General features: G+C 79.3%; 2 protein-coding genes and 1 pseudogene. All 3 read right to left on the reverse strand.

Annotated features, from left to right (window positions below):
• On the reverse strand, positions 1-8,755 hold an 8,755-nt coding region (locus RKE29_RS12390; RefSeq protein WP_312005244.1), incomplete at its 3' end, for an SDR family NAD(P)-dependent oxidoreductase.
• A gap of 61 nt (positions 8,756-8,816) precedes the next feature.
• Positions 8,817-14,156 (reverse strand): type I polyketide synthase, encoded by a 5,340-nt coding sequence (locus RKE29_RS12395; protein ID WP_312005245.1) that lies wholly within the window; start codon positions 14,154-14,156, stop codon positions 8,817-8,819.
• Between the two features lie 38 nt (positions 14,157-14,194).
• A pseudogene (locus tag RKE29_RS12400) lies at positions 14,195-25,334 on the reverse strand (SDR family NAD(P)-dependent oxidoreductase); the annotation flags it as partial.

Here is a 25,334-nt window from a genome sequence, read left to right on the forward strand (position 1 = left end):
AGGCGGCGAGCGCGGCCCGCCCGGACGGCAGCTCCTCCGGCGCGGGCGCGACGACATCGGCGCCGTGGCCGGCCAGCGCGCCGGACACGGCCGCGCGCAGCGGGTCGTCCGCCGTACGGCCGGGGGCGGCCAGCAGCCAGCGCCCGGTGAGGCCGCCGGCGGCGGTCGGGGCGTTGTCCCACGGCTCCCAGCGGACGCCGTAGCGCCAGGAGCGGACGGCGGCGTCGGCCCGCTGCCGGGTGCGCCAGGCCGTCAGGGCGGGCAGCACGTCGCGCAGCGGCGCGTCCTCGGGCAGGCCGAGCAGCGCGGCGAGCCCGTCGGTGCCGGCCGCCGTGACCGTGTCCCACAGCCGCGCGTCGACGGGGTCGCCGGCCGGGGCCTCCGCCGGCGCCCGGCCCGCCCGGGACCCGCCGGGCAGGGCCGTTCCGGAGTCGGGGGCCAGCCAGTAGCGGCGGCCCTGGAAGGGGTAGGTGGGCAGGTCGACGCGGCGCACGCCGTCCCGGCGCAGCAGCCCGGCCCAGTCGACGGACACGCCGCGGGTGAAGGCCTCCGCGAGCGCGGCGACGAGCCGGTCGGGGCCGCCGGCGCCGCGCCGCAGGGTGTGCAGCACGGTGCCGCCGGAGCCGGCCGCCGCCACCAGGTCCTCCAGCGGCGCCACCAGGCCCGGGTGCGGGCTGCATTCGAGGAACGCCGTGTGCCCGTCGGCCAGCGCGGCGGCGATCGCGGTGTCGAAGCGGACCGTGTCGCGCAGGTTCCGGTACCAGTAGCCGGCGTCCAGCGTCGTGCCGTCGGCCACGGCCCCGCCGGTCACCGCGGAGTACATCGGCAGCCGGCCCGGCAGCGGCGCGACGTCGGCCAGCAGGCGTTCCAGGTCCTCCCGCAGGTCCTCCACGTGGGCCGAGTGGGAGGCGTAGTCGACGGCGATCCACCGCGCCCGTACGCCGTCCCGTTCGCAGGCAGCGGCGACGCGGGTGAGCGCGTCGAGGTCCCCGGACAGGGCCACGGCGGCGGGCCCGTTCACGGCTCCCACCGACACCCGCCCGGCGGCCCCGAGCGCGTCGAGGAGCCCGTCGGCCCGCTCGGGGGACAGGGCGGCCGACAGCATGCCGCCGCCGCGCCCCGTGACCCGGCGCAGCGCCCGGCCGCGCAGCACGACGATCCGTACGGCGTCCGCCAGGGACAGGTGCCCGGCGACGTACGCGGCGGCGATCTCGCCCTGCGAGTGCCCGACCACCGCCTCGGGGCGCACCCCGCACGACTCCCACCAGCGCGCCAGGCTCGTCGTCACGGCGAACAGCGCGGGCTGGAGGACGTCCACGCGCTCCAGCAGGGCGCCCGTCGGGTCCCGCAGCACCGCCTGGAGCGACCAGTCGTCCAGCAGCGGGTCCATCTCCGCGGCGCACTCGCCGACCGCCTCCGCGAACACCGGGCTCGAAGCCAGCAGTCCGGCCGCCATGCCGACCCACTGCGAGCCCTGCCCGGGGAAGACGAACACCGGCCCGGTGACCGGGCTCGCCCCGGGCCCGCCGGCGTCGCCGACGGCCACGCCCGGGGCGGTGGACCCGCGGCCGTCGGCCAGCGCGCCGAGCCCGGCGGCGAGTTCGGCGGTGTCGCGGCCCCACACCACCGCGCGGCGCTCCAGGGTGGCGCGGCCCGAGGCGAGCGACCAGGCGACGTCCGCCGGCGCGTGGTCGGGGTGCCGCGCCGCCCAGTCCCGCAGGCGGCCGGCCTGGGCCCGCAGCGCCGCCTCGGTACGGGCGGACAGCACCCAGGGCACGACCCCGCCCACGCCCGCGGGCCCGGCAGGCGCACCGGATCCGGACCCGTCGGCGGCCTCGGCCGGCGGCGGGTCCCCGGCCGGCCGCGGCGGCGCCGGTTCGGCGGGCGCCTGCTCCAGGATCACGTGCGCGTTGGTGCCGCTGATGCCGAACGACGAGACGGCGGCCCGGCGCGGGCGGCCGGTCTCGGGCCACTCCCGCGGCCGCGCGAGCAGCCGGACGTGTCCGCTGCTCCAGTCGACGTGCGGCGTCGGGCCGTCCACGTGGAGCGTCTTCGGCAGCGTGCCGTGCCGCATCGCCATCACCATCTTGATCACCCCCGCCACGCCGCCCGCGGCCTGCGTGTGGCCGAAGTTCGACTTGACCGAGCCCAGCCACAGGGGCCGGTCGGCCGGGCGGCCCTGCCCGTAGGTGGCCAGCAGGGCCTGCGCCTCGATGGGGTCGCCGAGCACGGTGCCGGTGCCGTGCGCGTCGACGGCGTCGACCCCGTCGGCGGACAGTCCCGCGTTGGCCAGGGCCTGCCGGATGACGCGCTGCTGGGAGGGGCCGTTGGGGGCGGTGAGCCCGTTGGAGGCGCCGTCCTGGTTGACCGCGGAGCCGCGCACCACCGCCAGCACCGGGTGCCCGTTGCGCCGCGCGTCCGACAGCCGCTCCACCAGCAGCATGCCGATGCCCTCGCCCCAGGCGGTGCCGTCGGCTCCGGCCGCGAACGACTTGCAGCGGCCGTCGGGGGCGAGGCCCCGCTGGCGCGCGAACTCCACGAAGACGCTGGGCGTCGACATGATCGTCACGCCGCCCGCCAGCGCCAGGTCGCACTCCCCGGCGCGCAGCGCGTGGCTCGCCCAGTGCAGCGCGACCAGCGACGACGAGCACGCCGAGTCGACCGTGACGGCCGCTCCCTCCAGGCCCAGGGTGTAGGCGACGCGGCCCGAGGCGACGCCGAAGGAGTTGCCGTTGCCGATGTACGCCTCCAGCTCGTCCGCCACGTCCTGCACGCGGCCGGCGGCGTAGTCGGAGTACATCAGCCCCGCGAAGACGGACGTGTTGGTGCCGCGCAGCGACGTCGGGTCGATGCCCGCCCGTTCGAACGCCTCCCACGACGTCTCCAGGAGCATGCGCTGCTGGGGGTCCATCGCCAGCGCCTCGTGCGGCGAGATCCCGAACAGCTCGGAGTCGAAGCGGTCGATCTCGCGCAGGAACGAGCCCGCGCGGGTGTAGCACCGCCCGGACCGGTCCGGGTCGGGGTCGTAGAGCGCCGCCAGGTCCCAGCCCCGGTCGGCGGGGAACGGCGAGGCCAGGTCGGCGCCGTCGGCCAGGCACCGCCACAGCTCCTCGGGCGTGCCGATGCCGCCGGGGAACCGGCAGCTCATGGCGACGATGGCGATGGGCTCGTCGGCCGCCCCGGCGGGCGCCGCGGCGCGCGCCGCCGCGTACAGCGGAGCCCGCAGGGTCTCGGCGCGCAGGAACCGGGCGAGCGCCGCCGCGTTGGGGTAGTCGAACAGGACGGTCGCGGGCAGCCGCAGCCCGGTGGCGGCGTTGAGCCGGTTGCGCATCTCCAGCGCGGTCAGCGAGTCGAAGCCCAGCTCGGAGAAGGCCCGGTCGGCGCCGACCGCCTCCGGGCCGGGGTGGCCGAGGACGAGCGCGGCCTGGGCGCGGGCCAGTTCGGTGAGGAACCGCACCTGCTCGGCCTCGGAGCGGCCCGCCAGGCGCTGGGCGAGGAGGCGGGCGCCGTCGCCCCCGGCGCGCCGCCGCGCCGGGACCAGGCCGCTGAGGATCATGGGAAGTTCGTCGTCGAGGCGGCGCAGCGCCGCCAGGTCCAGCCGCACCGGCGCGAGCAGCGGGTCGCCCTGGGCGAGGGCGGCGTCCAGCAGCGCCAGGCCCTGCTCGGCGGACAGCGGCAGCACGCCGCTGCGGTCGATACGGCGGCGGTCGGTGACGGAGAAGTCGTCCTTCATCAGGCCGCTGTCCTCCTCCCACAGCCCCCAGGCGAGCGAGACGCCGGGCAGTCCGCGCGCCCGCCGGTGCTGGGCGAGGGCGTCGAGGAAGGCGTTGCCCGCGGCGTAGTTGGCCTGGCCGCGGCTGCCGATCACGCCGGCGACGGAGGAGTAGAGCACGAAGGCGGTCAGGTCGTGGCCTCGGGTGAGGTCGTGCAGGTGCAGCGCGGCGTCGACCTTCGGGCGCAGCACGGCGCCGACCCGGTCGCGGGTGAGGGCGGCGATCACGCCGTCGTCGACGACGCCCGCGGTGTGCACCACGGCGCGCAGCGGGCGCTCCGGCGGGATCGCGGCCAGCAGCGCGGCCAGCGCGGCGCGGTCCGCGACGTCGCACGCCTCGATCCGCACCGCCGCCCCCAGGCCGGACAGCTCCGCGGCCAGCTCGGCGGCGCCGGCGGCCCGCGGGCCGCGGCGGCTGGTCAGCAGCAGGTGCCGCACGCCGTGGGCGGTGACCAGGTGGCGCGCCACCAGGGCGCCCAGCGCACCGGTGCCGCCGGTGACCAGGACCGTCCCGTCCGGGTCGAAGGCGGGCCCGGCGGGCGCGCCGTCGGCTCCCGCGGGCGCGGTACGGGCGACGCGCGGCACGCGCAGGGCGCCCGCGCGCACCGCGAGCTGCGGCTCGCCGGAGTCGGCGGCGGCCACGGCGCTTGCCAGGGCGGGCACGGACGCCTCGTCGCCGTCGAGGTCGACCAGCACCAGGCGGCCCGGGTTCTCCGACATCGCGGAGCGTACGAGGCCGCCGACGGAGGCGGCCGCGAGGTCGCGCACCGGGTCGCCGTCGCCCGTGGACACCGCGCCGCGGGTGACCACGGCCAGCCGGGCCGAGGCCAGGCGCTGCTCGGCGAGCCAGTCCTGCACGACGCGCAGCGCGCGGCCGACCTCTCCGTGAACGGCGTCGGCGTCGGCGTCGGCGGGAACGGGGTCGGCGGGCGCGGGCGCGGCGGCGGCGGCGTCGGGCCACGGCAGGACGACGACCTCCGGCACGGGCGCGCCCCGCTCGACGGCCTCGGCGAGCGCCGCCAGGTCCGGGTGGACCGCGGCGTCCAGGCGGCCGGCGAACGGGTCCCGGTCCGCGACGAGCGCCCACCGCCCGGCGGCGGGTGCGGCAGCGCCCGCCGGGTGCGGCAGCGGCATCCACCGGACCGCGTAGAGCGGGTCGCGCCGGGCCGCCGTGGCGGAGCGCAGCTGCTCGGCCGAGACCGGGCGCACCGCCAGCGACTCCACCGCGGCCAGCGGCCGGCCCGCCGCGTCGTACAGGTCCAGCGACACCGACTCCGGCCCGGTGCGCCGCAGCCGCACCCGCGCCGCCGGGACCCCGGCGGCCGACAGGCGTACATCGCGCCACGAGAACGGCAGGGACACCGGGCCGGAGCCGTCCCCGGCCCGGTCGGCGAAGGCGGCGATGCCCAGCAGGTGCTGCGTGGCGTCCATGAGCGCGGGGTGCACGGCGAACCGGCCCGCCTGGTATTCGACGCTCTCGGGCAGCGCCACCTCGCCGAAGACCTCGCCGCCGACGCGCCAGGCCGCCCGTACGCCGCGGAAGGCCGGCCCGTAGGCGACGCCGGTGTCGGCCAGCCACGCGTAGAACCCGTCGAGCGGGACGGGCACGGCCCCGGCGGGCGGCCAGGCGGGCAGCTGGTCGGCGGCGGCGCCGTCGGCCGGGGCGAGCGCGCCGGCCGCGTGGCGGGTCCACGGCTCGTCGCGGTCGCCGCCGTCGGGCCGGGAGTGCACGGTCAGCGCGCGGCGTCCGTCGCCGTCCGGGGCCTCGACCCACACCTGGACGTGGAGTCCGCCGCGCTCGGGGAAGGCCAGCGGCGCCTCCAGGGACAGTTCCTCGACGCGCTCGCACCCGGTGCCGCGGCCGGCGTACAGGGCGAGTTCGAGGAAGGCCGTGCCCGGCAGCAGCACGGTGCCCAGCACGACGTGGTCCGCGAGCCACGGATGGGTGTCGAGCGACAGCCGCCCGGTGAACAGCGCGCCGTGCCCGTCGGCGAGCGCCACCGCCGCGCCGAGCAGCGGGTGGTCCGCGCTCGCCTGCCCGAGCCCCGCCGCGTCGCCGCCGCCGGCCGCCTCCAGCCAGAACCGCCGCCGGTCGAAGGCGTACGTGGGCAGCTCCACCCGGCGGCGGGCGCGCGCGGCCGGGCCGGCGTCCGGCCCGGCGGTGAGCGCCGTCCAGTCCACCCGCGCGCCGTGCGCGAACACCCGCGCCAGGGCCTCCAGCGCGCAGCGCACCGGCTCCCGGTCGTGGCGCTGCGCGGCGACGGCCAGGACGTCGGAGGGCGCGTCCCCGGCGGCGGCGCACTCGGCGACCACGGGCGTGAGCGCGGCCTCGGGCCCGATCTCCACGAACGCCGTCACACCGGCCGCCCGCAGCGCCGCCACGGCGTCGGCGAACCGGACCGGGCGCCGGACCTGCTCCACCCAGTAGCCCGGGTCGCGCAGCCGTCCGGCGGGCGCCACGGCGCCGGTCACCGTGGACACGAGCGGAATCGCGGGGGCGCCGGGCCGCAGTCCCGCGACGGCGTCCGCGAGGTCGGCGAGCACGGGTTCCACGAGCGGGGAGTGGAACGCGTGCGAGACCCGCAGCGGCGTGCACCGCCAGCCGCGGGCCGCGCAGGCGCCGCGCACCTCCGCCACGGCCTCGGCGGCGCCGGAGACCACGACGCTGGCGGGTCCGTTGACGGCGGCCAGCTCCACGCGGCCGGCGAACGCCGCCAGCACCTCGGCGACCGCGGCCTCGGGAGCGGCCACCGCGAGCATCGCGCCGCCGGCCGGCAGCGCGCTCATCAGCCGGGCGCGGGCGGCGACGAGCGCGACGGCGTCGCCGAGCGGCAGCACGCCGGCCACGTGGGCCGCGACGACCTCGCCGAGCGAGTGGCCCGCCACGTAGTCGGGGGCGGGCGCCCACGAGGTCCACAGCCGGTACAGGGCCACCTCGAAGGCGAAGAGCGCGGGCTGGGCCACACCGGTGTCCTCCGGCCCGTCCGCTCCGTCCTGGCCGTCCGCTCCGTCGTGGCCGTCCGCTCCGTCGTGGCCGTCCGCTCCGTCGTGGCCGTCCGCTCCGTCGTGGCCGTCCGCTCCGTGGCCGTACGTGCCGTCCTGGGCGTGCGTGCCGCCTCGGCCGTACCTGTCGTCCGCCGTGCCGAGCACGACATCCCGTACGGAGAAGGGCGTCACCGCGTCGAACGCGGCGCACACCTCGTCCAGCGCGGCGGCGAACACCGGGAAGGCCTCGTACAGGGCCCGTCCGGTGCCGCCGCAGCGCGCCCCCTGCCCGGTGAACAGCACCGCGGTCCCGCCCGCGCCGCCCGCCGCGGCCCCCGTCACCGCCCCGGCGGCCTCCGCCGCCGCGTCGTCGCCCGCCGCGACGGCGGACAGACCCGCCGTCAGCTCGGCCGTCCCGCGCCCGACGACGACGGCCCGGTGCCGCATGACCGCCCGTCCGGACGCCAGCGACCAGGCCACGTCGGCCGGCGGGACGGCGGGGTGGCCGGCCGCCCAGTCGCGCAGCCGCGCCGCCTGCGCCCGCAGGTCCCCCTCGGACCGCGCCGTGACCACCCACGGCACCACGCCCTCGCCCTCGCCCGGCGCGGGCGGGGCGGCGTCCGCCTCCTCGGGCCGCGGCGCCTCCTCGATGATCACGTGCACGTTGGTGCCGCTGACGCCGAAGGACGACACGCCGGCCCGGCGTACCCGGTCGCCGCCGCCCGGCCACGCGACCGGCTCGGTGAGCAGCGCCACGCCGCCGCCGGCCCAGTCGACCTCCGGCGTGGGCTCCGCGGCGTGCAGGGTGCGCGGCAGTTCGCCGTGGCGCAGCGCCATGACCGTCTTGACGACCCCGGCGACCCCGGCCGCGGCCTGCGTGTGGCCGATGTTGGACTTGACCGAGCCGAGCCACAGGGGGCGTTCGGCGGTGTGCTCCCGACCGTACGTGGCCAGCAGGGCCTGGGCCTCGATGGGGTCGCCGAGCCGGGTGCCGGTGCCGTGCGCCTCGACCGCGTCGACGTCGCCGGGCGCCAGCCGGGCGGCGGCCAGCGCGTCGCGGATCACCCGCTCCTGGGACAGGTCGTTGGGGGCGGTGAGCCCGTTGGACGCGCCGTCCTGGTTGACCGCCGAGCCGCGCACCACCGCCAGCACCGGGTGCCCGTTGCGCACCGCGTCCGGCAGCCGCTCCACCAGCAGCATGCCGACGCCCTCGCTCCAGCCCGTGCCGTCGGCACCGGCCGCGAACGACTTGCACCGGCCGTCGGCCGCGAGGCCCCGCTGGCGCGCGAACTCGTCGAAGGCGCCCGGCGTCGCCAGCACGGTCGCGCCGCCCGCCAGCGCCAGGTCGCACTCCCCGGCACGCAGCGCCTGGCAGGCGAGGTGCAGGGCGACCAGCGAGGACGAGCAGGCCGTGTCGACCGTGACGGCCGCGCCCTCCAGGCCGAGCGTGTACGCGATCCGGCCCGAGGCCACGCTGACCAGGCTGCCGGTCAGCAGGTGCCCCTCGACCTCCTCGGGAACGGCGGCCAGGCGGGAGAGGTAGTCGCTGGCGATCACCCCCGTGAACACTCCCGTGCGGCTGCCGCGCAGCGACGCGGGGTCGATCCCCGCCCGTTCGACGGTCTCCCAGGCCGCCTCCAGCAGGAGCCGCTGCTGCGGGTCCATGGCCAGCGCCTCGCGCGGCGAGATGCCGAAGAACCCCGGGTCGAAGTCGGCCGCGTCGTGCAGGAACCCGCCCCGGTAGGACGCGCCGCCGGACGCCTCCCGCGGCTCCCAGCCGCGCCCGGCCGGAATGCCCGTGATCGCGTCGGTGCCGGTGCGTACCAGGTCCCACAGCTCGTCGGGGGAGGCGACCCCGCCGGGATAGCGGCACTGCATGCCGACGATCGCCACGGGCTCGTGCCACCGGTCCTCGGCGTCCCGCAGCCGGGCCCGGGTCTCGTGCAACTCGGTTGCGGCCCGGCGGAGGTAGTCGCGAAGCTGTTCTTCGTTCGCCATCGCCTGTGTGCTCCGTGTGAGTCTCGTCAGGACGGGGACAGCCCCGGTCCCGTGTCGGTGGTCAGCGGTCGCCCGCCCCGTCGATGAACTCGAACATCTCCTCGTCGGTGGCCGCGTCGAACCCGGGCGCGGCCCGCGGGGCCGCGGCCCCGCCCGTGCCGCCCGCGGCCAGTTCCCGCAGCCGCTCCGCCGCCCTGGCCCGGTCCTGCTCGTCCAGCAGCGCGAGCATCGCCTCGACGCGCTCGAACTCGCCCAGCACGGAGTCCCACGAGACGGCGTGCTCGCGGGCCAGCCGGGAGCGCAGGTGGCGGCCGAGGGCGGCCGCGTTGGGGTGGCTGAAGACGAGCGTGGCGGGCAGCGGCAGCCCGGTCGCCGTCCGCAGCCGGTTGCGCATCTCCAGCGCGGTCAGGGAGTCGAAGCCGAGGTCCTTGAACGCGGTGCCGGGGTCGATGTCCTCGGGGTCGTCGTGGCCGAGAATCGCTCCGGCGTGGGTACGCACCAGGTCGACCAGCGCCTGCTCCTGCTCGTCGTCGGGCAGGCCGAGCAGCCGCTGCGCGAGGGGTACGGCGGTTTCCGGCGCGGCCCCGGCGGCGTCCGCGCGCCGGGGCCCGGTGACCAGCCCGGCCAGCGGCGCGGGCACGTCCGGGTCGCCGCGGCGTACGGCGGCGGTGTCCGCGCACAGCGGGGCGAGCGCGGCCTCGGGCCGGGTGAGGGCCTGGTCGAACAGGGCCATGGCCTGCTCCTCGGACAGCGGCAGCAGCCCGCCGCGGGGTACGGCGCCGTCCGCCGGGTCCTGGCCGGCCGGCGTATCCCAGGCGAGGGGTCCCCAGGCGAGGGAGAGGCCGGTGAGGCCGAGGGCCCGCCGGTGCTGGGCCAGGGCGTCGAGGAACGCGCCGGCCGCGGCGTGCGCCGTCCGTCCGCCGCCGGCCGGCCCGGCGGCGGAGGCATGCAGGACGAACGCGGACAGCCCGAGGTCCCGCGTCAGCTCGTGCAGGTGCCAGGCGCCGTCGGCCACCGGCCCCGGCAGCGCCTCCGCGTCGCCCGGCGCCGCTCCGCGCTCCCCAGCGCCCGTGTCGCCGACGCCGTCCGGGGCGCCGCCGTCGGCGAACGCGGCGGCGTGCACGACGGCGCCCAGCGCCGGGCGTCCGGGGCGCGGCGCCAGGAGCCGCGCCAGCGCGTCCCGGTCGGCGACGTCGCAGGCCGCCACCTCGACCGCCGCGCCCAGCCCGGACAGTTCGGCCACCAGCTCCGCCGCGCCCGGCGCGGCCGCGCCTTCCTCGCTCGCCAGCAGCAGGTGCCGTACGCCGTGGGAGCGCGCCAGGCGCCGCGCGGTCGCCGCCCCCAGCCGGCCCGTTCCGCCGGTGACCAGCACCGTCCCGTCCGCCGGGAAGGCGGTCCCGGCGGCCTTGACCGCGGGGGCCCGCACCAGGCTCGGCACCAGGACCCGCCCGGCGCGCACCGCGACCTCCTCTCCCCAGGGCGCGGCGGCGGGGAGCGCCCGCGCGGACGCCTCGTGGCCGTCGAGGTCGGCGAGGACGAACCGGCCGGGACGGTCCGGCCGGGCCGCCCGCACCGCTCCCCACGCGGCGGCGGCCGCCGGGTCGGTGACCCGGTCGGCGACCTCCGCGTACACCGCGCCGCGGGTCACCACCACCAACCGGGTGGCGGCGAACCGCGGATCCGCCGACAGGGCGCGGGCCGCCGCGAGCACGCGCCGCACCGCCGCGCGGGCCGCGTCCGAAACGCCGCCGTCTCCGATGCCGCCGTCTCCGATGCCGCCGTCTCCGATGCCCCCGTCTCCGATGCCGTCGTCTGTGTCGCCGTCGTCTGTGTCGCCGCCGACGGGCAGGGCGACGTCGCCGGGGACGGGCGCGCCGGCGTCCACCGCCGCGACCAGGGCGGGCCAGCCGTCGTGCAGGTCCGCCCCGAGCGCGGCGGCCAGTGCCCCGTCCCGGCCCACGACGGCCCAGGTCCCGGCCGCACCGATGGTCCCGGCCGCGCCGTTGGCATCGGCCGCGCCGCCCGCACCGGCCGCGCCGTCCGGCGGCAGCGGCGGCGCCCAGTCCAGCCGGGCCAGCACCGGGCGTTCGCGGCCGGCCGCGCGCAGCCGCGCCGCGGACCACGGGCGCAGCGCCACGGACTCGATGGCGGCGACGGACCGGCCGGCCTCGTCCGCCAGTTCGACGGCCAGCGCGCCGTCCTCCGCGGGACGCAGGGTCAGGCGCGCCGCGGGCGGCGAGCCGGGAACGGCCGACACGCCGCGCCAGGACGACGCCAGCCGCACGTGCGACACGCCGTCGTCCGGCTCGTCCGCCGGTTCCGGGGCCAGCCCGTGCACGGCCGCCTCCAGCAGGGCCGGGTGCAGGTCGAGGCGGGCGCCGTCCCGGCCGTCGGCGGGCGCCAGGTCGGCGTACACCTCGTCGCCGCGCCGCCAGGCGGCCCGCAGGGTGCCGAAGGCGGGCCCCAGGCGCAGGCCCGCGTCGGCGAGCCGTTCGTAGATCCCGGACACCGGCAGCGGGCCGGCGCCCAGCGGCGGCCAGTGGTCCGGTCCGGGGGCCGGGCGGTGGCCGCCGGGGGCGACGGTGCCCGTGGCGTGCCGGGTCCACGGCGCGCCGGCGGGGGAGTCCTCGGGCCGCGAGTGGACGGTGACGGCGCGGCTCCCGGCCCGGTCGGGCGTGTCGAGGGTGACCTGGACCCGTACGCCCTGCGTGTCGGGCAGCACCAGCGGCGTGTGCAGCGTGAGGTCCTCGACCACCGGGCACCCGGTCTCGCCGCCGGCCCGCAGCGCGAGGTCCACCAGCAGGCTGCCGGGGACGACGGGCGAGCCGAGCGCCGCGTGGTCGGCCAGCCAGGGGTGGGAGGCGGCCGCGAGGCGTCCGGTGAACACCGTGCCCGAGCCGTCGGCGAGTTCCACGCCCGCGCCCAGCACCGGGTGCTCGACCGGGGACTGCCCCCAGCCCGCGCCCGCCGCCCCGGCCGCGCCGGCCGGCCCCGCCCAGTGCCGGCGCCGCTGGAACGGGTACGTGGGCAGGTCCACGCGGGTGGCCCGGCCGTCGGCCAGCAGCCCGGCCCAGTCGACCGGCAGGCCGCGTACGAAGGCGGCGGACAGCGCGGCGACGAGCCGGTCCGGGCCGCCGTCCGCGCGGCGCAGGGTCTCCAGCACGGCCCCGGACGCGCCGAGCGCGTCGAGGGTGTCGCCGAGCGGGACCGCCAGCCCGGGGTGCGGGCTGCACTCGACGAAGGTGTCGTGGCCGTCGGCGACCGCCGCGCGGACCGCGGCCTCGAACCGCACGGTGCGGCGCATGTTGTCGAACCAGTACGCGGCGTCCAGCGCGGCGCCCTCGCCGAGGGCCGCGCCGGTGACGGTGGAGTACATCGGGATGCGGCCCGGCAGCGGCCGCAGGTCCGCCAGCAGGCGCGTGACCTCGTCGCGGGCGGGGTCCATCTGCGGCGAGTGGGAGGCGTATGCGCCCGGCACCCAGCGGGCGCGTACGCCCTCGCGCTCGCACGCGGCCCGGACCGTGCCGAGGGCGTCGGTGTCGCCGGAGAGCACCACGCCGGACGGGCTGTTGACGGCGCCGAGGGCCACCCGGCCTGCGGTGCCCGTGGCCGCGAGCACGTCCTCGGCGCGCTCCGCCGCCAGGGCCACCGCGAGCAGGCGGCCGCGGCACACGCCGGCCGTCTGCACGGCCCGTACCCGCATGACCGAGACCCGGGCGGCGTCCTCCAGGGACAGCAGGCCCGCGACGTACGCCGCGGCGGCCTCGCCCTGAGAGTGGCCGACCACGGCGGCCGGGCGCACCCCGCACGACTCCCACCAGCGGGCGAGGCCGACCATGACGGCGAACAGCGCGGGGTGCAGCACCTCGACGCGGGCCAGCGCCGCCGCCGTCTCCGGGTCCGTACGGCTGAGCAGGTCCAGCAGCGGCGGGCCGGGCATCAGGGGGTCGATCACGGCGGCGCACTCGCGGACCGCGTCGGCGAAGACGGGGGAGACCGCGAGCAGTCCGGCGGCCATGCCGGTCCACTGCCCGCCCTGGCCGGGGAAGACGAACACCGGGCCGGGCCCGTCGGCCGCGCCGGCCGGGGGCGCCGCCGGGCCGTCGGCCACGTCGGCGAGTGCGGCGGCGAGTTCGGCGGTGGTCCGGCCCCGGACCACCGCGCGGTGGCCGAGGGCGGCCCGCCCGGTGGCCAGCGTCCAGGCCACGTCGGCGGGCTGCGCCTCCGGGTGCCGCCCGGCCCACTCCCGCAGGCGTACGGCCTGGGCCCGCAGCCCGTCGGCCGTACGCGCCGACAGCGGCCAGGGCACCACCCCGGCCACGCCCCGCTCGGGCGCGGGCCCGTCCGCGGGCGCGGCGGCCGGCGGGTCGTCGGCGGGGGCCTGCTCCAGGATGACGTGCGCGTTGGTGCCGCTGACGCCGAAGGACGACACGCCCGCGCGCCGCGGGCGGCCGGTCTCGGGCCACGGCCGACGCTCGGTCACCAGGGCGACGTGGCCCCCGGACCAGTCCACGTTCGGGGTCGGCGCGTCGACGTGCAGGGTGGGCGGCAGTTCGCCGTGGCGCATCGCGAGCACCATCTTGAGCACCCCGGCGATGCCGGCGGCGGACTGGGTGTGGCCGATGTTGGACTTGACCGAGCCGAGCCACAGGGGGCGTTCGGCGGTGTGCCCGCCTCCGTAGACGGCGAGCAGGGCCTGGGCCTCGATGGGGTCGCCGAGCCGGGTGCCGGTGCCGTGCGCCTCGACCGCGTCCACGTCGCCGGGCGCCAGGCGGGCGGCGGCCAGGGCCTGCCGGATGACGCGCTGCTGCGAGGGGCCGTTGGGGGCGGTCAGCCCGTTGGAGGCGCCGTCCTGGTTGACCGCCGAGCCGCGGACGACCGCGAGTACCCGGTGTCCGCGGCGGCGCGCGTCGGACAGCCGCTCCACGAGGACGAGACCCACGCCCTCGCCCCAGCCGGTGCCGTCGGCCGCGGCGGCGAACGGCTTGCAGCGGCCGTCGGGGGCGAGCCCGCGCTGCCTGCTGAACTCGATGAACGCCCGCGGCGAGGCGAGCACCGCGACGCCGCCCGCCAGCGCCAGGTCGCACTCGCCGGACCGCAGCGCGTTCGCCGCGAGGTGCAGGGCGACCAGCGAGGAGGAGCAGGCGGTGTCCACCGTCACCGCGGGCCCCTCCAGGCCGAGCACGTAGGAGACCCGGCCGCTGATCACGCTGGTGGCGGTCCCGGTGAGCAGGTAGCCCTCCTGCCCTTCGGGGATCGCCTGCGCGGTCGCGTGGTAGTCCTGCGCCATGGCGCCGACGAAGACGCCCGTGCTGGTGCCGCGCAGCGACGTGGGGTCGATCCCGGCGCGTTCGACGGTCTCCCAGGCCGTCTCCAGCAGCACCCGCTGCTGGGGGTCCATGGCGGCCGCCTCGCGCGGCGAGATGCCGAAGAACNGCCGGACCGCAGCGCGTTCGCCGCGAGGTGCAGGGCGACCAGCGAGGAGGAGCAGGCGGTGTCCACCGTCACCGCGGGCCCCTCCAGGCCGAGCACGTAGGAGACCCGGCCGCTGATCACGCTGGTGGCGGTCCCGGTGAGCAGGTAGCCCTCCTGCCCTTCGGGGATCGCCTGCGCGGTCGCGTGGTAGTCCTGCGCCATGGCGCCGACGAAGACGCCCGTGCTGGTGCCGCGCAGCGACGTGGGGTCGATCCCGGCGCGTTCGACGGTCTCCCAGGCCGTCTCCAGCAGCACCCGCTGCTGGGGGTCCATGGCGGCCGCCTCGCGCGGCGAGATGCCGAAGAACTCGCCGTCGAAGCCGACCGCGTCGGCCACGAAGCCGCCCTCGGTGACGTAGGACGTGCCGGGCCGGTCCGGGTCGGGGTCGTACAGGCCGTCGAGGTCCCAGCCGCGGTCGCCGGGGAACGGGGCGATGGCGTCGACCCCTTCGGCGAGCAGCCGCCACAGGCCGTGCTCGTCCGCCACGCCGCCCGGGTACCGGCAGCCCAGCCCCACGATCACCACCGGGTCGTCGTCCGCGGCCGGGCCGGGCGCCGCCGGGGCCGCGGGGGCTTCGGCGCCGAACAGTTCGGCGGCGAGGTGCGCGGCGAGCGCCTGGGGGGTGGGGTGGTCGAAGGCGAGCGTGACCGGCAGCCTCAGCCCGGTGGCCGCGGCGACCCGGTTGCGCAGCTCCACGGAGGTGAGGGAGTCGAAGCCGAGCGCCTTGAACGGGCGCGCCGGGCCGATCGCCTCCGGCGTGGCGTGCCCCAGGACGGCGGCGGTCTCGTCGCGGACCAGGGTGGTCAGGGCCTGCCGGCGCCGCTCCTCGGGCAGCCGGGCGAGCCGTTCGGCGAGCGTGGACGCGTCCGGACCGGCGGTGGCGGCGCGCCGGGGCCGCGGGCGTACGAGGTCGCGCAGCAGCGCGGGCGGGTCGCCGGCGCCGCGCAGCGCGTCGAGGTCGAGCCGGGCGGGCACGACGGCGGGCCGGTCGGCCGCGCGCGCCGCGTCGTACAGGGCCAGCGCGTGGCCGGTCTCCAGCGCGGCCACCCCGGTGCGAGCGATGCGGTCGAGGTCGTCCCGGCCGAGGTGGCCGGTCATGCCGCTGGCCTGCTCCCACAGGCCCCAGGCCAGCGAGGTGGCCGCGAGGCCCTGGGCGCGGCGGTGCTGGGCGAGCGCGTCGAGGAACGCGTTCGCCGCGGCGTAGTTGGCCTGGCCGGCGCCGCCGAAGGTGCCGGCCATCGAGGAGAACAGCACGAACGCGGCCAGGTCGTGGCCGCGGGTGAGGTCGTGCAGGTGCCAGGCGGCGTCGACCTTGGGGCGCAGGACGCGGCCCAGCCGGTCGGGCGTGAGGGCCTGCACGGCGGCGTCGTCGATCGCCCCGGCGGCGTGGACGACGGCGGTGAGCGGGTGCGCGTCGGGCAGCGAGGCCAGCAGGGCGGCCAGCGCCGTGCGGTCGGCGGCGTCGCAGGCCTCGATCCTGACGTCCGCGCCCAGGGCGGTGAGGTCGGCGAGCAGTTCGGCTGCGCCGTCGGCGGCCGGGCCGCGCCGGCTGGTCAGCACCAGGCGGCGCACGCCGTGTTCGGCGACCAGGCGGCGGGCGAGCAGCCCGCCGAGGGTGCCGGTGCCGCCGGTGATCAGGACGGTGCCGCCCGGGTCGGCGGCGGGCCCGGCGGCGGTGGGCGGCAGGGTCAGGACGACCTTGCCCGTGTGCCGGGCCTGGGCCAGGTGCCGGAAGGCGGGCACGGCGTCGCGCACGTCCCAGGTGGTGACCGGCAGCGGCCGCAGCGCGCCGGCGGCGAACAGGCGGCCGAGGTCGGCCAGGATCTCCTGGACACGGTCGGCGCCGGCGTCCATGAGGTCGAACGCGCGGTAGTCGGTGCCCGGGTGGGCGGCGCGTACGGCGTCCCGGTCGCGGATGTCGGTCTTGCCCATCTCCAGGAACCGCCCGCCGGGGCCGAGCAGGCCCAGCGACGCGTCGACGTACTCGTGGGCGAGCGAGTTGAGCACGACGTCGACGCCGCGTCCGCCGCCGGCGTCGCGGAACGCGTCCGCGAAGCCCAGGTCGCGGGAGGAGGCGATACGGGCGTCGGGCAGGCCCTGGGCGCGCAGCGTGTCCCACTTGCCGGGCGAGGCGGTGCCGTACACCTCCAGGCCCCAGTGGCGGGCGAGCTGCACGGCCGCCATGCCCACGCCTCCGGTCGCCGCGTGCACCAGCAGCGACTCGCCGGCCCGGACGCCCGCGAGGTCCACCAGGCCGTAGTAGGCGGTGAGGAACACCACCGGCACGGACGCGGCCCGCGGGTACGACCAGCCGTCGGGGACCGGGGCCAGCAGCCTGCGGTCGGCCACCGCGACGGGGCCGGTGCCGCCGGAGAACAGGCCCATGACGCGGTCACCGGGCGCCAGGTCGCCGACGCCGGAGCCCACGTCGAGGACCACGCCCGCGCCCTCGCCGCCCGGCGGCCGGGCGTCCTCGACCATGCCGAGGGCGACGACGACGTCGCGAAAGTTCAGCCCGGCGGCGCGCAGGGCGACGCGCACCTCGCCGGGCCCCAGCGGCCCGGCGGCGTCCGGGTTCGGCACCAGGGCGAGCCGGTCGAGGGAGCCGGTGCCCTGAAGGTCCAGGCGCCACGCTTCGGCGCCGGCGGGGGCGGACAGCCGTTCCGCGGCCCGGGTGCGGGCCAGGCGGGGGGCCGCCCAGGCGCCGGCCCGCACGGCGAGCTGCGGTTCGCCGCAGGCGACGGCCGCGCGCAGGTCCGCGAACGACGCGGGGTGGTCGTCGACGTCGAGGAGCACCACCCGGCCGGGGTTCTCGGTCTGGGCCGAGCGCACCAGGCCCACGGCCGCCGCGGCGGCGAGGTCGTCCACCGCCTCGCCGTACGGCCCGGGCACGGCGCCGCGGGTCAGCACCGCAAGCGGAGTGCCCGCGAACCGGCCCTCGGCGAGCCAGCCCTGGAGCAGGCCGAGGACGCGCCGGGTCGCGGCGTGCGCCGCGGCGGCGGGGCTCTCCTCCCCGGCGGGCGGCGCGGCGGGCTGGGCGCAGGTGACGGCGACGACGTCCGGGAGCGGGCCGCCGGAAGCGAGCGCGGCCAGGTCGGGCGGCGTGGTGACGTCCGCGCCTGCCGCGCGCAGGGCGGCCGCCACGCCCAGGTCGTCGGGTCCGACGACCGCCCAGGCGCCCGGCGCCGTCCCGGCCGGTACGGGCCTGAGCGGCCACGTGACGTGGAACAGGTCGTCGCCCGTGCCGTCGGCCCGGGCCGGTGCGCGCCCGCCGGCCGCCGCGGGGCGGGAGACGGGGCGCGAGACGAGGGAGGCGACGGTGGCGACGGGGCCGCCGGCCGGGTCGGCCAGGCTGAGGGTGACGGCCCCCGGCCCGCTGCGGGACAGGCGCACACGCAGCGCCGTCGCGCCGACCGCGTGCAGGCGCACGCCCGTCCACGCGAACGGCAGCGCCGGGCCCGGATCCTCGGCGCCGGTCCCGCCGCCGAGCGCTCCGGCGGCGTGCAGCGCCGCGTCGAGCAGGGCCGGGTGGAGGGCGAAGCGCTCCGCGCCGTGGTCGTCGCCCGCGAGCGCGACCTCGGCGAGGACGGCGTCGCCGTGCCGCCAGGCGGCGCGGACCGCCCGGAACAGCGGGCCGTAGGCGTAGCCGCTCGCCGCCAGCCGCTCGTACAGCTCGCCGGTGTCGCACGCGGCGGCGCCGGTCGGCGGCCACGCCTCGCCGCCCGCTGCGTCCGCCGCGGGCCCGGCGTCCGCGCGCGCGGGGGCCAGGACGCCGCTCGCGTGGCGGGTCCACGGCCCCGGCGGCGCGGTGTCCGGGCGCGCGTGGACGGCCACGGCCCGGCGCCCCTGCTCGTCGGGTCCGTCGAGGAGGACCTGGAGCTGCACCGCGGCGTCCCCGAGCGCCAGCGGCGCCTCCACGGTCAGCTCCTCCACGAGGTCGCAGCCCGCCAGGCCGCCCGCGTGCAGGGCGAGTTCGACGAAGGCGGCGCCGGGCAGCAGGACCGTGCCGAGGACAGCGTGGCCGGCCAGCCACGGGTGGGAACGCAGCGAGACGCGGCCGGTCAGCAGGTGCCGGTCGCCCTCGGCGGACGCCACGGCGGCGCCCAGCAGGGGGTGGTCGGCGGACCGCAGGCCCAGCCCCTCGGCGTTCCCGGCGGCCGGCGCGGCCTCCAGCCAGTAGCGGTCGCGCTGGAAGGCGTACGTGGGCAGGTCCACCGGCCGGGGCTCGCGGCCGGCCAGGGCCGCCGGCCAGTCGACGGCGACGCCCCGCACGTGCAAGGCAGCGGCGGCGGTCAGGAAGCGGCCCAGGGTGTCGGCGTCGCGCTGGAGCGAGCCGACGACCAGGGCCTCGGTCCCCCGCTCCTGCGCGGTCTGCTCGACGGCGGGCGCCAGCACCGGGTGCGGGCTGGTCTCGACCAGGACCGGATACCCGTCGCGCAGCAGCGACCGGGTGGCCTGCTCGAACGCGACGGTCTCCCGCAGGTTGCGGTACCAGTACCCGGCGTCCAGGGCGGCGCCGTCGAGGAGGTCGCCGGTGACCGTGGAGTAGAAGGCGACCGGGCAGGCGGCCGGGGCCACGGCGCCGATCCCGGCCAGCAGCTCGTCGCGGACGGCCTCGACCGCGGCGGAGTGCGCCGCGTAGTCCACCGGCAGCCGGCGGGCCCGGACGCCCTCCTCCTCGCACCGCGCGTACAGCTGGTCCAGGGCCGCGGCGGCGCCGGAGACCACGACGGCGCCGGGCCCGTTGACCGCGGCGACGCCGAGCTGCCCCGGCCGGCCGGCGACGAGCCGTCCGGCGTGGTCGGCCGAGGCGGCGAGCGACATCATGCCGCCCCCTCCGGCGATGGCGCGCAGCGCGCGGCTGCGCACGGCGACGACCCGGGCCGCGTCGTCCAGGGTCAGCGCTCCGGCGACGTACGCCGCGGCGATCTCGCCCTGCGAGTGGCCCACGACGGCGGCCGGTTCGACGCCGAGGGCGCGCCACAGGGCGGCCACCGACACCATGACGGCGAACAGGGCGGGCTGCACCACGTCCACGCGGTCCAGCGGGGGCGCGCCGGGCCGCCGTCGCAGGACGTCCACCAGCGACCAGCCGGTGTGCGGGGCGAGCGCGGCGTCGCAGCGCTGGATGTGCTCGGCGAACACCGGCGCCTCGGCCAGCAGCCGGGCGCCCATCCCGGTCCACTGCGAGCCCTGGCCGCCGAAGACGAACGCGACCCGGCCGGGCGGCTCCGCCGTGCCGGTGACGACCGCGCCGTGCGCCGTGCCCGCGCGCAGCGCGTCGAGGGCGGCGAGGAGCCCGGCGGTGTCGTCGCCGACGAGCACGGCGCGGTGCTCGAAGGCGGTACGGGTGGCGGCCAGCGCGTGGGCGACGTCGGCGGGCCGGGCGCCCGGCCGGGCCCGCAGGTGGGCGGCCAGCCGCTCGGCCTGCGCCCGCAGCGCGAGGGGGCTCGCGGCGGAGACGGGCCAGGCCACCGCGGGTCCGCCGACCGGCTCGGGCCCGCCGACCGGCTTCTCGGGTGCGCCGGGCGGGGCGGCGTCCGGCTCGGCGGCGTCGTCCGGTGCCGCGGCGTCGCCCTGTTCGAGGACGACGTGGGCGTTGGTGCCGCTGATGCCGAACGACGACACGCCCGCGCGGCGCGGCCGGTCCGCCTCGGGCCACGGCACGGCCCCGGTGAGCAGCGACACCGCGCCCCCGGACCAGTCGATGTGCGGGGAGGGCGCGTCGACGTGCAGGGTCGCGGGCAGTTCCGCGTGCCGCATTGCCATGATCATCTTGATGACGCCGGCGACTCCGGCAGCGGCCTGCGCGTGACCGATGTTGGACTTGACCGACCCGAGCCACAGCGGCCGCCCGGCGGTGTGCTCGCTGCCGTACGTCGCCAGCAGCGCGTGCGCCTCGATCGGGTCGCCCAGGGGCGTGCCGGTGCCGTGCGCCTCCACGGCGTCCACGTCGCCGGGGCCGAGCCCGGCCTGCGCCAGCGCGGCGCGGATCACCCGCTCCTGGGCCGGCCCGTTGGGCGCGGCCAGGCCGTTGCTGGCCCCGTCCTGGTTGACGGCGCTGCCCCGCACCACGGCGAGCACCCGGTGGCCGCGGCGCCGGGCGTCGGACAGCCGCTCCACGAGGAGCAGGCCGACGCCCTCCGACCACGCCGTGCCGTCGGCGCCGGCCGCGAAGGACTTGCAGCGGCCGTCGGGCGCCAGGCCGCGCTGCCGCGAGAACTCCACGAACGTCGCGGGGCTCGACATCACCGTCACGCCGCCCGCCAGGGCCATGTCGCACTCGCCCTGCCGCAGCGCCTGGCAGGCCAGGTGCAGCGCGACCAGCGACGACGAGCACGCCGTGTCCACCGTGACCGCCGGGCCCTCCAGGCCCAGGGTGTAGGCGACGCGGCCGGAGGCGATACTGCCCGCGCTGCCGTTGCCCAGGTAGCCGGCCACGCCTTCGGGGGCGTCGGACAGCCGGGCGGCGTAGTCGGAGTACATCAGGCCCGCGAAGACGCCGGTGCGGCTGCCGCGCAGCGACCTGGGGTCGATGCCCGCGCGCTCCACCGCCTCCCACGACGCCTCCAGCAGCAGGCGCTGCTGCGGGTCCATGGCCAGCGCCTCCCGCGGCGAGATGCCGAAGAAATCGGGGTCGAACCGGTCGGCGTCGTACAGGAACCCGCCCTCGCGCACGTACGCCGTGCCCGGGTGGTCCGGGTCGGGGTGGTACAGGCGCCCGGTGTCCCAGCCGCGGTTGTCGGGGAACGCCGCGATGGCGTCGGCCCCCGCGTCCACCAGCCGCCACAGGTCCTCGGGTCCGGCGACGCCGCCCGGGTAGCGGCAGCTGATCCCGACGACGGCGACCGGCTCGTCCGCCCCCCGGGCCGGTACGGCGGCGGGGCGCGCGGGCGTGTCGAGGAGCGCGGCGCGCAGGTGCCGGCCCAGCGCGCCCGCGGTCGGGTGGTCGAACAGCGCGGTGGCGGGCAGCCGCAGGCCGACCGCGCCGCTGAGCCGGTCGCGCAGCTCCAGCGCGGCCAGCGAGTCCAGCCCCAGGTCGCTGAAGGCCCGGTCCGGGTCGACCGGCCGGTCGTCGGCGTGCCCGAGGACGGCGGCGGTGTGCGTGCGGACCACGTCGGTCAGCAGGCGCTCCTGCTCGGCCGCCGGCAGCGCGCCGAGCCGGCGGACCAGCGCGCCCCCGCCGCGCCCGGCGCGGCCGGCCCGGCGGCGGTGCGCGGGGACCAGGCCGTACAGCACCGGCGGCAGGCCGTCCCCCGCGTCCCGCAGGGCCGCCGGGTCCAGACGCACGGGGGTCAGTACGGCCTCGGCGCGCCCGGCCGCGGCGTCCAGCAGCGCCAGGCCCTGCTCCGCCGAGAGCGGCCGGACGCCGGCCCGGGCCAGCCGCCGCCGGCCGGCGGCGCCGAGCCCGGCGGTCAGCGCGCTGTCCCCCTCCCACAGGCCCCACTGGAGGGACAGCGCGGACAGCCCGAGCGCCCGGCGGCGCTCGGCGAGCGCGTCGAGGACGACGTTCGCGGCGCAGTAGCCCGCCTGCCCGGCGTTGCCGACCAGGCCGGCCGCCGAGGAGAAGAGCACGAACGCGGACAGGTCCGACCCCGAGGTCAGCTCGTGCAGGTGCAGCGCCGCGTCGGCCTTGGGCCGCAGCACCCGCTCCAGGCGGTCCGCGGTCAGCGACGCGACGAGCCCGTCGTCGACGACCGCGGCCAGGTGCACGACACCGGTCAGCGGGTGGCGTGCGGGTACGGCGGCGAGTGTGCGGGCGAGTGCGGTGCGGTCGGCGGTGTCGCAGGCGGTGATGGTGACGTCGGCGCCGAGGGCGGTGAGTTCGGCGGTCAGGTCGGTGGCGCCGGGGGCGGTCTCGCCTCGCCGGGACAGCAGGAGCAGCCGGGTCACGCCGTGCGCGGTCACCAGGTGCCGGGCCACCAGCGCGCCCAGCGCCCCGGTGCCGCCGGTGACCAGCACCGTACCGCCCTCGGCGAAGGCGAAGCCGTCCGCCGCCGCCGACGGGGCCGGCGCCCGCCGCAGCCGGGGCACCAGGACCCGGTCCGCGCGGACGGCGGACTCGGGCAGGCGGGCGGCCGCGGCGAGGGTGTCGGCGCGGGCGCCGTCCGGCCCGGCGCCGTCCGGCCCGAGGTCCAGCAGGGCGATCCGGCCGGGGTGTTCGGACCGTACGGCCCGCCACAGTCCCCACGCCGCGGCGGCGGCGAGGTCCGGGCCTTCCGGGGCGCCCTCCTCCGCGGCGACCGCGCCGCGGGTCGCCACGACGAGCCGGGCGGCGGCGAACCGGTCGTCGGCGAGCCACGCCCGCGCGGCGGCGAGCGCGTCCCGTACGGACCCGTGCACGGCGGCCGGACCGTACGCCCCGGACCCGGACCCGGACCCGGCCGCGGCGGCGGCGGGCGGCGGCGCGAGCAGCACCGCGCCGGGCACCGGCGCGCCCGCGTCGACCGCGGCGAACAGGTCCGCGAGGCCGGCATACCGGCGGGCGTCGTGGCGGGCCGCGAACGCGGCGACGTCACCGGCGTCCGCGCCGCCCACCACCGCCCAGTCCCCGGGCGGTGCCACGGCCGGGTCCTCATCCGCCGGCACCCAGTGCGGCGCGAACAGGGACTCGGCGGCCTCCGCCGCGGGGACCGGCACCTGGTCGCGGGCCAGCGGGCGCACCGCCAGCGACGCGACCGAGACCACCGGCAGGCCCTCCTCGCCGACGGCCTCGACCGCGAACCTGTCCGCCCCGTCCGCCCGCAGGCGCACCCGCAACTCCCGCGCGCCGGGCGCGTGCAGGCACACGCCGCGCCAGGAGAACGGCAGACGCACGTGCTCGCCGACCCCGGCAGCCGCCGCGCCGCTCTCCTCCGCGCCACCCGCCGCCGTCAGGCCGAGCGGGTGCAGCGCCGCGTCGAACAGCGCCGGGTGCAGGCCGAAGCGGTGCCCGTCCGAACCGGCGCCCTCCGGCAGGGCGATCTCGGCGAAGACGTCGGATCCCTTCCGCCAGACCGCCTGGACGCCGCGGAACGCCGCACCGTACCGCACCCCGGCGTCGGCGGCGGCCTCGTACAGCTCACCGGCCTCCACCGGCTCCGCGTCCGCGGGCGGCCAGACCGCCAGGGCGGCGGGCACCGGCGGCTCCGGGGCCCCGGGCGCCAGCGCCCCCGTCGCGTGCAGGGTCCAGCCGGTGTCCGGGCGGTCGGCCCCCTCCGACCGGGCGTGCACGGTGACGGGCCGGACGCCGGACGCGTCGGGCGAGCCCACGCCGAGCTGGATCTGCACGCCCGCGGCGGACGGCACGGCCAGCGGGGCCACCAGCGTCAGCTCCTCGACGTACGGGCAGCCCACCCGGCCGCCCACGTGCAGGGCGAGTTCCAGGAACGCCGTGCCCGGCACCAGGGCCGCGCCGAACACCGCGTGGTCGGCGAGCCAGGGGTGCGTGTCACCCGCGAGGCGCCCGGTGAACAGCGCGCCGCCCCCGTCGGCGACCTCCACCACCGCGCCCAGCAGCGGATGGTCCACCACGCCCTGGCCCAGGCCCGCCGGGTCCGCCGGGCCCGCGCCCGCGTCCAGCCAGAACCGCTGCCGCTCGAAGGCGTACGTGGGCAGGTCCGGCACCCGGCGGCGGGCGTCGGCGGCGTCCACGCCGGCCGGCCCGGCCCAGTCCGCAGGCCCGCCGCGCACGAACACCCGGGCCAGGCCCGCCAGCACGGACGCGACCCGGTCCCGGTCGCGGCGCTGGACGGCGACCGCGGCCCCGGCGCCTCCGGCGGCGCACTCCGCGACCATCGCGGTCAGCACCGCGTCCGGACCCAGTTCCAGATACGTCGACACGCCCTCCGCCCGCAGCGCGGCGACCACGTCCGCGAACCGCACGGCCTGCCGCGTGTGCCGCACCCAGTACTCCGGATCGCACAACTCCTCGGCGGCGGCGACCCGGCCCGTCGTGTCGGACACCACCGGCAGCCCGGGCGCCGCGAACGACAGGCCCGCCAGGACCTTCCGCAGCGGCGCCAGCACCGGCTCCACCAGAGCCGAGTGGAAGGCGTGCGACACCCGCAGGCGAGTGCCGCGCCACCCCCGCTCCGCGCACAGCCGCGCCACCTCCGACACCGCCGCGGCCTCACCCGAGACCACCACGGCGGCGGGCCCGTTGACCGCGGCGACACCGGCCCCGCCGACCGCCGCCTCCGCCAGCAGGGCCCGTACGTCCGCCTCCCCGGCGCCGACGGCGAGCATGGCCCCGCCCTCGGGCAGGCCGCCCATCAGCCGCGCCCGGGCCGCGACGAAGGCGACCGCGTCCTGAAGGGAGAACACCCCCGCCACGTGCGCGGCCGTGATGCCGCCCAGGGAGTGCCCCGCGACGAGGTCCGGCGCCGGCGCCCAGGAGCGCCACAGCCGGTACAGGGCCACCTCGAACGCGAACAGCGCCGGCTGCGCCAGCCCGGTGCCCTCCACACCCTCCTCCGCGCCGCCGTCCGGCCCGCCGCCGTCCGGCGCGAGGAGCCGCGCCCTCACGTCGTGGACCGACACGCGGTCGAAGGCGGCGCACACCTCGTCCAGAGCCCGGGCGAAGACGGGAAACGCGGCGTACAGCTCCCGTCCGGCGCCCCGGTACCTGGCCCCCTGGCCCGTGAACAGCACCGCCGTCCCCCGGGCGCCGCGCCCGACCGCCCCGGACACCACGCCCGCCGCCGGCTCGCCGTCCGCGACGGCCGCCAGCCCGCCGGTCAGCTCCGCCAGGTCGCGGCCGAGGACGACCGCGCGGTGCTCCAGCGCAGCCCGCCCCGACGCCAGCACCGCGGCCGTGTCGGCCGGCGCCACCTCCGGGTGCGCCAGCGCCCAGCCCCGCAGGCGCGCGGCCTGCACGCGCAGGCCGGCCGCGGTGCGGGCCGACACCACCCACGGCACGGGGACGGCGGGGTCCCGCTCCGGCGCGGGCCCGCCGGACTCCGCCGGTACGGGCGCCTGTTCCAGGATGACGTGCGCGTTGGTGCCGCTGATGCCGAAGGACGACACGCCTGCGCGGCGCGGCCGGTCGGCGGCGGGCCACGGCACCGACTCGGTCAGCAGCTCGATGTCTCCGGTGGTCCAGTCGACGTGCGGTGTCGGCTCG

It is taken from the genome of Streptomyces sp. B1866 (assembly GCF_031932565.1).
In the GTDB taxonomy this organism is placed as follows: domain Bacteria; phylum Actinomycetota; class Actinomycetes; order Streptomycetales; family Streptomycetaceae; genus Streptomyces.

Coding starts and splice junctions, on each gene's coding strand:
- RKE29_RS12395 (WP_312005245.1), bottom strand. CDS start 14,156: ATGGACCCCCAGCAGCGGGTGCTGCTGGAGACGGCCTGGGAGACCGTC.